The organism is Rhizobium sp. F40D2 (assembly GCF_051810745.2).
Classification (GTDB): Bacteria; Pseudomonadota; Alphaproteobacteria; order Rhizobiales; family Rhizobiaceae; genus Rhizobium.
In genome coordinates this window covers 3,615,620-3,628,816 of the sequence record NZ_CM131436.1, presented here as the reverse complement: position 1 = coordinate 3,628,816, position 13,197 = coordinate 3,615,620, and the positions used below count along the sequence as shown (strand labels likewise).

Sequence of the window (13,197 nt, the reverse complement as noted above, 5' to 3'; positions counted from 1 at the left end):
ACCATGTGTCAGGCGGCTTTTCTCGTAAGATGCCGGCGTGACTACGACCTCTCTGGCGTTGCAGCCATTGGCGAGTACCGAGCCCCCATTTGTCCAGCCACGGAAAACCTCCCCGTATGACCCAGGCCCTTCTGATCATCGACGTGCAGAATGCGATCCTTTCCGGAAAAGCCTCGCCGGAGCGCCAGCCCGAGATTGATGCCGCACTCGACGAGACCGTCGCGCGGCTGGCGTCGCTTCAAGAAAAAGCCCGGCAGGCGGGCGCATCGGTCGTGCTGGTCCAACATGACGGCGACAGCGGTCACCGGTTGGCCGTCGGCACGGAAGGATGGGCGCTGCGCCACGAGATTGCGCCGGAACCAGGCGAGGTCGTCGTGCGCAAGAAAAGCGCCGACTCGTTCTTCGACACCGACCTTGCCGAACGCCTGGACGAACGCTCAGTCACCCACCTCATCATCGGCGGCTGCATGTCGCAATTCTGCGTCGACACGACGGTCAGGCGCGCCGTGTCACTCGGATATGACGTGACGCTGATAGCCGACGGTCACACGACGGGCGATACGGCGACCCTCACCTTTTCCGAGATTGTCGCCCACCACAACGAAACGCTCGACGGTTTCGACGCTGGCAAGGCGATCGTCGATATCCGTCCCGCCGCCGACATCGGCTTTTCCTAAGGCTCCGGCAGCAACAGCCGACATCAAATCGGAAGCAGGCGATCGGTCCTCAACTTGACGATCAGCGCCTCGACGATCTCTGGCACATCCTTCGCAGCCGTATCGACAATGATCGGCCTCCGCCCCCAATCGTCATATTCTCGCTCGACGGTTTCCTGCCACGTCGGTTTCACCAGACCTTCCACATCCGTTTTCCGCGTCTCGGCCCGGCGGCGATGCTCGATCTTGTCGGAACAGATCACCTCGATTTCGACCGCGATCACACCGGACCGCGCCGCGACCGCCAGCCAGGCGTCGCGGGTTATGTCAAGCGGATTGACCGAGTCGGCGATCACCACGCTTCCGAGGGTGAGGTTGTCCTCGGCAACCCTATAGGCGACGACATACCCTGCCGGACCGACGTCTCTTGCAGGGTCACCACCCGACGTTCTGATGGCCTGCTCGATGGTGTCCACCCGCACGTATACGGATCCCAGCCGCTTCGCGAGCGCGCAGGCAACAGTCGTTTTCCCGCTCCCCGGCAAGCCGCCAAAGATAATCAGCATGGCTTCTCATCCCATTGTTTGATGAATGCATGTCAGGCCCGAGGAGATATAACAATCGTGTCCTTGTCGCTGATCATATTCATAGCAACGAGACACCCGAACGTTCAACACCGGCAAACGACGACAGCTCACTACCGACCGCATCATGTGCCATGGAAAGCCGGGACCGCCGCAGCGACCCCGGTTCCCTTTCTCACCGATCGGCCGCTATGCCCCAATTGTAAACGCACCGATCGAGGCCGATGGCGATTTCGAGCACGAGGACATCGTGATCGACAGCAGCTCCCTTTTTCGGTTGCGCCCGGTAGCGCTGCGGGAAGTCCGTGCGTCGCGAGATCGAGCAGACCTCCATCCACTTGTCGCCATTGTCGACCTCGATATCCATCGTCACCTCGGAATAGGCGGGCCGCCGGTCGGAGGGCACGACCCGCGTCGGCAGATGGATCAGCGAGGCGATCATGCGGCGCACCGGTTCGAGGCAGGCGGTGTGATAGTCGTTGCCGCTGTCGGCTGTAAAGGCGCATTGAAATTCCAACTGCCAGAACTCCTTCAGCCGGATGTGTTTGGTCGGCTGCTCCTGCTCGCGGCGATAAGACCGGCCGGCTTGCCAGACGCAGAGCGGCAGCCGCGTCTTCGAGTGATTGCCGAGAATATGCTGCATATAGGCATAGGTCGACGGCGTGGTCTCAGGTCTCAGCACCAGCATGGTATCGCCGGCGGAGAGCTGTTCCTGGACCCAGATCTCAGCGTTCGAATAGGCGCTGGAAACCATCACCCGCGGCATCAGCGCCGGCGCCTCGACCCTCTTGACATCCCAGGCCGGATTGACCGATCTGAGAAATCGGCCAACCTCTTGCGAGAAGAAGCCGATCATATGATCGCGTAGGTGGATCTCGCGCTCCTCCCAATGGACGAGCGAATTGACATGATAAAGATTGAGCACGGTGCCTGTCTCCCTGGCAGCCTTGATTGACGTGGTGAGGGGCTTTACGTCCAGCAGCGCGCCGGACGCTCGGAGCGCCCAACGTCACAGCAGGACGCGGAGACCTCGTCCGTCAAATGCGCGCACAATCGCGACCTGCAGGCAGGTGCCGAAATGGCGGGAGAAAGGCGCGCGCTTCATGTTCATGATGAATTTTCTACGTGCCGCCCGCGCCTTTGTCAAAAGCCGAGACGGTGAGACAAAATGAATCAGCTGTGGATGGGTCTTTTTTATTGCCGCCTGTCCTTCATTTCGTCACAAACTTTCTCGATCCGCTTGCGTCTAGCCAACGGCCGACCCGACCTTCCAACGCCCGACCTTCAAACGACAGAGACAGTAACATCGATGACCAAGACGACCTCCCGGCTCCTTGCCACCGCGCTCTCTTCCGCCGTTCTGCTGGGCGCGGTCACCCTGGCCGAGGCCGGCCAGGCAAGCTTTGTCGTCGATGCGCAGTCCGGTCAGGTTCTCGAAGCCTCCAATCAGGACGATCTGAATTATCCGGCGTCGCTGACCAAGATGATGACGCTCTACCTCGCTTTCGAGGCCCTGCATGAGGGACGCCTCAACTGGGACCAGAAGCTCACCATGTCGGAAAATGCCGAAAGCAAGGAGCCGTTCAAGCTCGCCGTCGGGGCCGGCCGCAAGGTGACGCTGCGCGAAGCGGTCGAAGGCATTGTGGTGCTGTCCGCCAACGATGCGGCTGTGGCGATCGCCGAGCAGCTCGGCGGTTCCGAACAGGCCTTCGCCAAGGCGATGACCGACAAAGCGCACCAGCTCGGCATGAAGGACACGGTCTTCAGGAATCCCTCGGGCCTTCCCGATCCCGAGCAGGTCACCACCGCGCGGGATATGGCGACCCTTGGGGTTTCGCTGATGCGGGACTTCCCCGAGGAGTTCAAACTCTTCTCCATGCGCGGCTTTCAGTTCCGCGGCATGAAGCTTCGCGGTCACAACAACCTCATGTATCGTTATGACGGCGTCGACGGCATCAAGACCGGCTATACCGATGCATCCGGGTATAATGTCGTGACATCGGCGCAGAAGGACGGCCGCCGCGTCGTCGGCGTCGTCATGGGCGAGAAGACAGCGAGCCTGCGCGACGACAAGATGGCAGGCCTGCTGGACAGCGCGCTGCCGTCGTCCTCGACCGCCACAGCCTCCACGATGCCAGGCAAACGGCCCGGAGCGACGATGACGGATGCGCAGCCGACGAAATAGGCTGCTATTTTATCTGAAAGCCACTTCCAGGTGCTGCCGGTCCTGAGCGATCACCCGGCAATTCGTTTCGAACCCTTCTCCCTTGATGGCGAGAATGAACTCGGAAGGAATGCCGGCCGAACTGGAAACCGCAATGCCGGCGCTTTCCGAACCGATGGATTTGACGGTGCAGTCGATGGTCGAGCGTCGATCGTTGAATAGGATCGAACCCGCCTTCAGCACCCGCCGCCGCGCGCCGATAGCGTGATCGCCGTGGATGGAACTCCATGACACGCAGCGATTTCGTCCCGCATGTTTGGCTTGGTACATCGCGGCATCCGCCTGAGCCAAGAGCGTCTCGATCTCCTTGCTAACGATCGAGAGCGCCGACGTTCCGAAGCTCGCAGTGACATTCAAGGAGCCGTGATCGCCGCGAACGGACTGTGCGGCGATGGCGGCTCTAAGTTTTTCGGCGACGGCGAAAGCCCCTTCCCGGTCGACATGCGGCAGGACGACGGCAAATTCCTCGCCTCCGATACGCCCGAACAGATCGCCGGCGCGAAGGGTAGCCTTGCAAATCGAGGCAATCACCTTGAGAACCGCATCTCCCGCGGCATGCCCATAGGTATCGTTCACCTGCTTGAAATGGTCGATATCAAAGGCGATGCAGGACAGGTCATGCTGGTGCCGCAAAGCGAGCGATATCAGCTGATCCGCTTCCTGCTTGAACGCGCGCCGCGTCATCGCCTCGGTCAGACTGTCGGTGGCAGCCGATTGCACGAGCTCGATGCGGTCCATCGCCGCACCCGCCAGCTCCTGGAGAATGTCGAGATCTCTGCTGCCGAACGATCTCGGCCGGCGGTCGATCGCGCAGACCGTTCCGATCATATGGCCGGCCTTCGTTCTCAACGGCACGCCGGCATAAAAGCGGATATGGTCCTCGCCGGTCACCGCAGAATGTTTCGAAAAGCGCGCGTCCTTGGTCGCATCCTGCACGATAACGGGCTCGTCGCAGTCCACTACGCAGCGGCAGAACGTGTCGTCGAGCGACACTTCGTCGGCTAAGAGGCCGGAGCAGGCCTTGTACCATTGCCGGTGCGCATCGATCAGGGAGACGATGCCGATATCGATGGAAAAGATCTGCTTTATCAGGCGGACGATCCGCTCAAAACCTTCGTCCCGCGGCGTGTCGAGAAGATCGAGCTGCTGCAGCGCGGCCAGGCGGTCGTTATCGCGCTGGATCGCCTCCGACGACGACTTTCCGAATACTCGTGCGACCACCATGCAGCATGCCTCCTGACAGCGATAACATGATGCGTTCCACAAATTCGTGAAGAAATTGAATACGATGGCAGCCCGACCACATGGGGGCCGCATATTTTTCGGAATCGGCAACCCTCGATGTCGACGCAGCAGTCGCCAAACGCCATCTCAGATTGAGCGCAGCGTCCAGTTAACGATCTCGGAGGCAACCGTGGAGAAGGCACGGTCCAGGCCCTTGACGAAGCCGGCATTATCGCCGCCGGCCGGCGCCACAGCACGGAAAACCTTCTGGGCGCGCACCGAACCGTTGCGGTCGTTGAGGATCTTGGCGGAGATTTCGACCACCGCCTGATTGCCGTTCGAAGCGTCGATCTCGAAGGAGCGAATATCGGTGACGACCTGATAGTCGATCGCCAGTCCCTGCCCCGGTATGCCGACGCCACCGAGCTTGCCGGAGTTCTCGAAGGCTTCCACCAGCTTCGACTGCACCATGCGCGGCAGCTTGTCGCCCCATTGCGCCCGCGAGAGATACTGAATTTCCGAAGGCGAAACGCGGATGACGATCTGCTCGCTGCCGACCGCATTCAGTGCTGTTGGCGAAGCGATCAGGATCTGGCGAGATTTGGCCGCGGGTCCGTCACCGTCGACCGCAGCAGAGAGATCATAGGTATCGTTCTTGGCCGCTGTGCCGCACCCCGAAAGGATCAGCGCCGTCAGCGGCAGCGCGATCACCGTTCCCCTGATCCACGAACGGCGCGACAACAGATGCGATGCGACCATATTAGGCTACCCCTGACTTCCCAGTTAACGCCGCGTCCGGCCGTCATATTGCTTGACCGTGTCCCCGCCGAAGATCAGGCGTTGCGGATTGCGGTCGAAGTTGGTGATCGTGTCGTTGAGATTGTTGACGGTTCCGCGCATGTCGTTGACGAGAGTCTGCACGTCGCGCAAGCCGCCGCTCGAGAATTTCTGGAGATTGTCGGCGATCGGCCCGATGCGCGCATTCAGGTTGTCGGCGACCTTCTTGAAGGATTCCAGCGTATCGCGCGCTTGAGCGAACATCGATTGCGTATTGTCGGTACCGAGCAGCGCATCGACTTTGATGAGAATGCCGTCGATGCGGGTCGAGGCCGAATTCAGCTTGTTGGCAAGCTGCGAGACGTCCTGGATCGTCTGGTCGATATCTTTCTGGCGCGACGAAACCGTGTTTGCGACATCCCGGATCGAGGCAACGGCAGCACGCGCATCCTTGGTCGCCTGCGCGATGTCGTCGACCGAGCCCTTCACCTTGGCGGGGTCGATCTCAGCAACGAGCGTGTCGACGCGGTCGAGCGTCACCTGCGCCTGCTTGCCGAAATCGTTGAAGGTGGTGGCCGTCTGGTCGAACTTCTGGATCGCCCCCTTCAGGTCACCAGAGGCATCGGCGACATTGGCGGTGATTTTTTCGGCGTTGGAAACGATGTTGTCGATCTTTTGGGCGTCGACCGCCTTGACCAGCGATTCCACCGCTTGAAGCGTCGAATCGACACGGCCGGAGACCGCCTTCACCGTATTCGAAAGCTCGCCGACGCTCTGCAGGAAGGCGTCTATATTGCCGGAATTCTTGGCAAGCGCATCCGAGAAGGTCTCGGCATTCTTGAACGTCTGGGTCAGGGGCGCGCGTGAATCTTCGATGAATCCCTGAAGTTCGCCGACCGCGTCATTGGCGCGGTCGAGAATCTTGTCGGCGGTCGCCAAGAGATTGGTGACGCTCGACTGATCGGCGACGATGACGGCGCGCTTGCCGTTGTCGATCGCATGCTGGAGGATGCTTTCCTCGCCCTTGCGGCCGCCCGACAGTTCGATATAGGCGGCCCCCGTGAGGCCTTGGATTTCCAGAGCGGCCTTGGTCGATGGATAGATCGGCGCATCGGTGCGCACCTGGGTGAACGCTAGCGAATATTGCGGATCGTCGGCATCGATCGACAGTGTTTGCACCGAGCCGATCTGAATGCCGTTGAAGCGCACCGGCGAGCCGACGCTGAGGCCGTTGGCCGAACCCGGAATACGCACGATCAGCTCGGTCATCGGGCCGCCACGGCCATATTCGGCCATCCAATAGACGAAGCCGAAGGCCGCCGCGATCACCAGCACCGTGAAAAAACCGACAATCGTGTAATTGGCTTTGGTTTCCATTTATCCGGTCACTTCCCGCTCACGCCGTGCCGCGCGCCATCATCCTGCGGCACGATCGAGCGCGCCCGCTTACCTTTGAAATAGGCCTGCACCCACGGATCGTCATAGGCCAGCATGTCGTCGATCGTGCCTTCCACCATTACCCGTTTGTTTCCGAGCACGGCAATACGGTCGCAGACCGAAAACAGGCTGTCGAGGTCATGCGTCACCATATACACGGTCAGTCCCAGACTATCGCGCAGGTTGGCGATCAGTTCGTCGAATTCGGCAGCGCCGATCGGGTCGAGGCCCGAGGTCGGCTCATCCAGGAAGACGAGTTCGGGATCGAGTGCCAGCGCCCGGGCAAGGGCGGCGCGCTTGATCATGCCGCCGGACAGTTCGGACGGGTATTTGTCCGCGGCATCGGCGGCGAGCCCGACCATGCGGATCTTCAGATGCGCCAGTTCGTCCATCAGCGAGCGCGGCAAATCGAGATATTCACGCATCGGCACCTGAATGTTTTCCTTGACCGTCAGCGAAGAAAACAGCGCCCCCTGCTGGAACAGCACGCCGAGCCGCATGTCGAGCGCATTGCGCTGCGGTTCGTCGAGTTCGTCGAAATCCTGGCCAAGGATCTTGATCGTGCCGGAACGGCGCGGCAGCAACCGGAGCACGGTGCGCATCAGTACAGATTTGCCGGTGCCCGACGCGCCCACGAAGCCGAGGATCTCGCCGCGATAGATATTGAGATTGAGATTGTCGAGCACCACCTTGGATCCGAACGCGACGGTGACGTCGCGCGCCGAGAGCACGATGTCCCTCTCGTCCTTGTCCTTGTTGTCTTCCGTATCGATCGGTTTTTCCACGCGATTCGCCATGCTAGAAGTCGATCGCTGCATAGAACATCGCAAAAAGCCCGTCCATCAGGATGACCACGAAAATCGCCTTTACCACCGCGGCCGTCACATGCTGGCCGAGCGATTCCGCGCTGCCGCCGACCTTGAGCCCTTCGACGGCGGCGACGATGCCGATGACCAGCGCCATGAACGGCGCCTTGATCATGCCGGAGAGCACCGTCGACAGCGTGACCGCCTCGTGCAGGCGCGACAGGAAGTTGGCGAAGGTAATGCCGGAATAGCCCCAGGCGACGGCAGCCGCGCCAGCGAGCGAGGCGAAATTCGCCAGCACCGTCAAAAGCGGCAGCGCGATGGTCAGCGCCACCAGCCGCGGGAAGATCAGCACGCCGATCGGGTTCAGCCCCATCACCTTCAGCGCGTCGATCTCCTCGCGCATCTTCATCGAGCCGATTTCGGCGGTGATCGCGCTGCCCGAACGGCCGGCGATCATGATCGAGGTCAACAGCACGCCGATTTCGCGCAATTGCAGGATGCCGACGAGATCGACGACGAAGACCTCAGCGCCGAAGTAGCGCAACTGGAAGGCGCCCTGCTGAGCAATGATCGCCCCGATCAGAAACGACATCAGAAGGATGATCGGAACGGCGCGAACGCCCATATGGTCGATCTGGTTGACGATCGAGGCCGGCGAAACGCCGCTGCCGCGGCCGAACTTCATCTGCGCGCCGCGCACCGCCGAGCCGAGGATATACATGGCGGCCGCGAAATTGTCCCAGATGTCGTAGGTCATCCTGCCGATCGGCGCGAGGATGCGCGCGGCAAGCGAGACCTTCTCCTTCTGCTCCGGCTCCGGTTTGGCCGGCTCCTCGGAAAACATCTCCAGCATTTCATCGATATGCGGATTGGTGCCTTCGAAGCGGACGGTTCTGCCGGCGGCCTCTTCTTCCTTCTTCAGCCGGCACAGCAGCCAAATCCCCGCGGTATCGATATCGGCAATGTCGGAGAGATCGACTGTCAGGTCGCCAGCCTTCTGATGCAGCAGCTTCTCGAAGTCGCGCAGCACGAAATGCACATAGGCGCTGCGCCAGTTGCCCTTAAGACGCACATGCTGCCCCGAACCACCGGATTGGTCGTCCACGTCAAGTGAGGCAACGTTGCGATTCTCGGCGTTCAAGATACTTATGTCTTTCAAGGCTTAAGGGCGACATTGCCGACTCGGCGGATCCTTCGCCGCCCGGCGCGTCAATATACAGAAGCAACGTGCGATTTCCATGCTCACAGGACAGCAATAATGCCGCGCACCCTCAATATCCAGATGAATTCCTTTCCGATTGCCGGAGCCTTCACCATCTCGCGCGGCGCCAAGACCGTGGCCGAGGTGATTACCTGCACGCTCGCCGAAGACGGTGCGCGGGGGCTTGGCGAATGCGTGCCCTATCGCCGCTACGGTGAGACCATGGAGAGCGTGTTCGCCCAGATCGAAGCCGCGCGTCCGCTGGTCGAGGCCGGGATCTCGCGCCGCGACTTGTTGTCGGCGATGCCGCCTGGCGCTGCCCGCAATGCCGTCGATTGCGCCCTTTGGGACCTTGAGGCGAAACGGACGGGTGAAAGCGTCGCGGCCCGTCTCGGCCTTGCCGATCTGAAGCCGCTCACCACCGCCTATACCATTTCGCTCGGCGAACCGGAGGTGATGGCCGCAAAGGCGCGCGAACATGCCGGCCGCGCGCTGCTCAAGGTCAAGGTTGGCACCGGTGACGATGAAAGCCGCATCCGCGCCGTCTGCGCCGCCGCGCCCGATGCAACAATCATTCTTGACGCCAATGAGGGCTGGCCGGAAGCGGCGCTGGAACGTCATCTCGATATCGCGGCGCAAGTGGGTGTGGCTCTGGTCGAGCAGCCGCTGCCGGCCGGCCGCGATGCACTGCTTGCCGAAATCCGCCGCCCGCTCCTCGTCTGCGCCGACGAAAGTGTCCACCATACCGGCGATCTTGCAAGCCTTGCCGACCGCTATGACGCGATCAACATCAAGCTTGACAAGACCGGCGGCCTGACGGCGGCCCTGGAGATGAAGGCGGAAGCCGAGCGGCTGGGCTTCGCCATCATGATCGGCTGTATGGTCGGCACCTCGCTTGCCATGGCGCCGGCAGTGCTGCTCGCCCAGAATGCCGATTTCGTCGATCTCGACGGCCCGCTGCTGCTTGCCCGCGACCGCGAACCCGGCCTGCGCTACGCCGCCTCCCTGGTCTTTCCGCCCGAAAGCACGCTCTGGGGCTGAAGGTAGTAGGCCGAGATGACGAGGCCGAGGCCGGAGAACGCGACCAGCGCCATGACGTAATAGCTGAGGACGCCAAGCCAGGCGTAGAGATAACCCGACGCCAGCGTCATCAGCGCCATCGCCATGCCGACATAGAAGAAGTACGCGCCTTGCGCCGAGGATTCTTGCGTCTCCTGCACCGTCGCCATGATCCGCCGCTGCACGCCGGTATGGACAAAGGCATAGGTGAAGCCGTGCAAACATTGCAGTAGGAAAAACCCGGCAAAACCCGCATTCATGGGAAACAGGATCCAGCGGCAGACGCTGACGGCACAGCCGAAGCGGATCAGCGTCCAGGCGTCGAAGCGCCGGTTGAGACGCTTCGACAGGAAGAACACCGTCACCTCGGAAGCAACGCCAGCGCTCCAGAGCATGCCGACCTCAGTGCCGGAAAAGCCGAGATGATGCCAGTAGATCGACGAAAACGCGTTGAGCACCGCATGGCTCGACTGCTGGATGGCGACACCGATCAGCAGCAGCAGCAAATGCGGCTCGCGCAGCCCGCTGCCGGTGGCGGCCGGAATGTTGATCGGCTGGCCGCGTCGCCGCGTCGGCCCGATGCGCGGACAGAAGATCGCCATGACAACGGTCATGGCAAAGCCGAACACCATGACATCAAGCACCAATCCACCGCCCCACCGGCTGATCAGCTGGCCACCGACCAGTGTCGAGACGATGAATGCAATAGAGCCCCAGACGCGCATCGATCCGTAATCGAGCCCCCAGCGGCGCACGCCCGAAATGACGATCGATTCGACGACGGGGACATAGGGCGCGAAGGTGGCGCCCTGCAGCGCATAGACGATCGTCACCGGCCAGAAGCTCGTCGTCCAGAAAAGCGCGATCGCCGTCAGCAGCGACAGGCTGCCTGACCAGAGCAGCACGGCGGCGCGCTCCTTCAAACGGTCGGCGATCATCGCGACGACGGGCGCCACCAGCACGCGCACCACCATCGGTATGGCAAGGATGATGCCGATCTCGTGGTCGCTGAAGCTGTGGGTCGCGAGCCAGACCGGAAAGAACGGCAGAACGATGCCGTTGACGAGCAGCGGTGCGCAATAGGAAAGCGCGCTGAGCAGCCGGAAGCGCGGCGGCGCTCCCTCACCCGGGGAATTTTGAGCGGGAATCATTGGTGGACCTGAAGGAAACTGTTCGTTGTCCTAACACACCACCCCTGAGGCGACTATTGCGAGAAATAGCCACACTGAAACGTTTTAGAAAATAAATAGGGCCTGTCGCCTGACGGTAACGGCTAAATCACTAGGAGCGCGGGCGCGGATGCGCCGGCGCCAAAATCAGCCGCCCTAAATCAGGCGGCCCTAAGTCATACGGCCCCAAAATCATCCGGCCCCAAAATCAGCGGCCCCGAAATCATGCGGCTTGCGGGGCCAGCTCAACTTCGTCGTGCATTCCAATGGCGGCAAGCGCCGGCACGCTGCTGGCGATCGCCCGCCAGGTGATCAGTTCGAAGGTGCCATCCTCATGTTCGGCGACCGCCGTGCAGCTCTCCACCCAATCGCCCGTATTGATGTAACGGATGCCGTCCATGTCCTGGATGATGGCATGATGGATGTGTCCGCAGATGACGCCGTCGGCGCCGTTCTTGCGGGCTTCCTCCGCCACGACGCGCTCGAACTCGCCGATGAAGTTGACGGCATGTTTAACCTGCAGCTTCGCCCAGGCCGAGAACGACCAGTAGGGCATGCCGAGGCGGCGGCGCACGGCTGCCAGCAGAAGGTTGATGCGGATTGCCGTATCGTAGGCCCAGTCGCCGAGATAGGCGAGCAGGCGGGCGTTGCGGACGACGACGTCGAATTCGTCGCCGTGCAGGATCAGATATTTTCTGCCGTCGGCACCGTCATGCATCATGCGCTCGACCACCTCGATCCCTCCGAAATGCATGCCCGGGAAGTCGCGCAGAAATTCGTCGTGATTGCCGGGAATATAGACGACGCGTGTGCCCTTGCGCGCCTTGCGCAACAGCTTCTGGACGACGTCGTTGCAGACCTGCGGCCAATACCAGCTGCGCTTCAGGCGCCAGCCATCGACGATGTCACCGACAAGCACGATCGTATCGGCCTCGTGGTGGCGCAGGAAATCCAGCAGGAAATCAGCCTTCGCGGCCTTCGAGCCGAGATGGACATCGGAAATGAAGAGCGTGCGGAAATGTCTGGGTTCCATCATGTTTATCACGAGCTGCCGCTCATGCCCCATCTTTCATCTAGCCTTCCAAAACCAGACTCGTGTTTCAGGAAGATGACAAGCTGGGGAAAAGCCCCGCAAAACCGGTCCCACGCAGGCAGGTTGCGTGTCCTCGGCTGCTTCCTCCCGGCAATATTGCCCTCTCCATCGAGCGCGTTCATGATGACGGCGATTCCATATCCGACAATGCGGGATGGCTGATGCGTCTCTTTCTCGTTCGCCACGGCGAATCTCTCGGCAACCTCAACGAACAGGCCTATCGCCAATTCGGCGATCACAACGTGCCGCTGACGCAGTGGGGCCATCGCCAGGCAGTGGAAGCCGGTAGCGCCATCGCCGGCTATTTGAAGGCGTTACCGGGCGCGGATTTCGGCAAGCTGCAGATCTGGTATTCGCCATTCCTCAGGACACGGCAGAGCAAGGATGCCTTGCTCACAGCCTTGCCGGAAAGCTTCGTCGGCGAAATCCGGGAGGATTACCTGCTGCGCGAGCAGGATTTCGGTCTTTTCACCGAAATCTATGACCACGCCGAACAGAAGCAGAAATTTCCCGAAGAGTTCGAAAAATGGGCAAGGCTGCGCAGCAACAGCGGCAAGTTCTACGCGCGGCCGCCGGATGGCGAGAGCCGGGCGGATGTGGCCCAGCGAGTGCGCCTCTTCCTCCAGACCGTCATGCGCGACACCGAAAATAGCAGCCACAACGTCGTGATCGTCGGCCATGGCGTCACCAACCGGGCCGTCGAAATGAATTTCCTGCACCGCCCCGTCGAATGGTTCGAGCGTTCCGACAACCCCGGAAATGCCGATATCACCCTGATCGAGGGGACGCGCCTGCAAGGATACGAGTCGATCCTGCTGCACCAGGCGGCCGACCGGCAGCCGGGACAGGAAAATGAACTGCGCGATGCCTATGGCGCCGACGTGACGATCACGCCGAAGCCCGGCGGATAGACCCACAAAGGGAGGAACGAAAGCGCGGCACCAACCACGGCAAACATAAACGT

Annotated in this window: 13 protein-coding genes; 4 read left to right on the top strand and 9 right to left on the bottom strand. The window is 61.2% G+C overall.

Going from position 1 to position 13,197, the window contains the following annotated elements; all coding sequences use genetic code 11:
• Positions 1-116 precede the first annotated feature (116 nt).
• A complete protein-coding gene (locus tag ACS4RS_RS17450; protein ID WP_439009961.1) occupies positions 117-677 on the top strand; it encodes an isochorismatase family protein in 561 nt (186 codons plus the stop codon).
• Between the two features lie 23 nt (positions 678-700).
• Here ACS4RS_RS17450 and ACS4RS_RS17445 read toward each other — a convergent pair whose 3' ends face one another.
• Together ACS4RS_RS17445 and ACS4RS_RS17440 are read right to left on the bottom strand one after the other, a co-directional pair.
• A complete protein-coding gene (locus ACS4RS_RS17445) occupies positions 701-1,222 on the bottom strand; it encodes an AAA family ATPase (RefSeq protein ID WP_439009962.1) in 522 nt (173 codons plus the stop codon).
• Between the two features lie 193 nt (positions 1,223-1,415).
• The gene (locus ACS4RS_RS17440; protein ID WP_439009963.1) at positions 1,416-2,165 is read right to left on the bottom strand and encodes an aminoacyl--tRNA ligase-related protein; all 750 of its coding nucleotides are present in this window, start codon (positions 2,163-2,165) and stop codon (positions 1,416-1,418) included.
• Positions 2,166-2,549: 384 nt separating this feature from the next.
• Between ACS4RS_RS17440 and ACS4RS_RS17435 the strand changes: the two genes are divergently transcribed.
• On the top strand, positions 2,550-3,425 hold the full coding sequence (locus ACS4RS_RS17435; RefSeq protein ID WP_439009964.1) for a serine hydrolase: 876 nt from the start codon (positions 2,550-2,552) through the stop codon (positions 3,423-3,425).
• A gap of 9 nt (positions 3,426-3,434) precedes the next feature.
• On the opposite strand, the gene ACS4RS_RS17430 is transcribed toward ACS4RS_RS17435, so the two are convergent.
• From ACS4RS_RS17430 to ACS4RS_RS17410, 5 genes are all read right to left on the bottom strand, one after another.
• A complete protein-coding gene (locus tag ACS4RS_RS17430; protein ID WP_439009965.1) occupies positions 3,435-4,688 on the bottom strand; it encodes a diguanylate cyclase in 1,254 nt (417 codons plus the stop codon).
• A gap of 147 nt (positions 4,689-4,835) precedes the next feature.
• Positions 4,836-5,447: an ABC-type transport auxiliary lipoprotein family protein gene (locus ACS4RS_RS17425; RefSeq protein WP_439009966.1), complete on the bottom strand. Its 612-nt coding sequence runs from the start codon at positions 5,445-5,447 to the stop codon at positions 4,836-4,838.
• Positions 5,448-5,471: 24 nt separating this feature from the next.
• Complete coding sequence (locus ACS4RS_RS17420; RefSeq protein WP_439009967.1) at positions 5,472-6,842, bottom strand: MlaD family protein; 1,371 nt, start codon at positions 6,840-6,842, stop codon at positions 5,472-5,474.
• An 8-nt stretch (positions 6,843-6,850) separates the two neighbouring features.
• Positions 6,851-7,699, bottom strand: a complete 849-nt coding sequence (locus ACS4RS_RS17415; protein WP_439009968.1) for an ATP-binding cassette domain-containing protein — start codon at positions 7,697-7,699, stop codon at positions 6,851-6,853.
• A gap of 1 nt (position 7,700) precedes the next feature.
• A complete protein-coding gene (locus ACS4RS_RS17410; protein WP_439009969.1) occupies positions 7,701-8,870 on the bottom strand; it encodes an MlaE family lipid ABC transporter permease subunit in 1,170 nt (389 codons plus the stop codon).
• Positions 8,871-8,969: 99 nt separating this feature from the next.
• Between ACS4RS_RS17410 and dgcA the strand changes: the two genes are divergently transcribed.
• Entirely contained in the window at positions 8,970-9,953 is a 984-nt protein-coding gene (gene dgcA, locus ACS4RS_RS17405) for an N-acetyl-D-Glu racemase DgcA (RefSeq protein ID WP_439009970.1), read from the top strand.
• Here the strand turns inward: dgcA and ACS4RS_RS17400 are convergent.
• Both ACS4RS_RS17400 and ACS4RS_RS17395 read right to left on the bottom strand, forming a co-directional pair.
• Positions 9,905-11,122, bottom strand: coding sequence for an MFS transporter (locus tag ACS4RS_RS17400; RefSeq protein WP_439009971.1), 1,218 nt, complete (start codon positions 11,120-11,122; stop codon positions 9,905-9,907). The genes dgcA and ACS4RS_RS17400 overlap by 49 nt on opposite strands.
• 241 nt (positions 11,123-11,363) lie before the next feature.
• Positions 11,364-12,206 (bottom strand): metallophosphoesterase, encoded by an 843-nt coding sequence (locus tag ACS4RS_RS17395; RefSeq protein ID WP_439009972.1) that lies wholly within the window; start codon positions 12,204-12,206, stop codon positions 11,364-11,366.
• Between the two features lie 188 nt (positions 12,207-12,394).
• Between ACS4RS_RS17395 and ACS4RS_RS17390 the strand changes: the two genes are divergently transcribed.
• Entirely contained in the window at positions 12,395-13,144 is a 750-nt protein-coding gene (locus tag ACS4RS_RS17390) for a histidine phosphatase family protein (protein WP_439009973.1), read from the top strand.
• Positions 13,145-13,197: the final 53 nt, after the last annotated feature.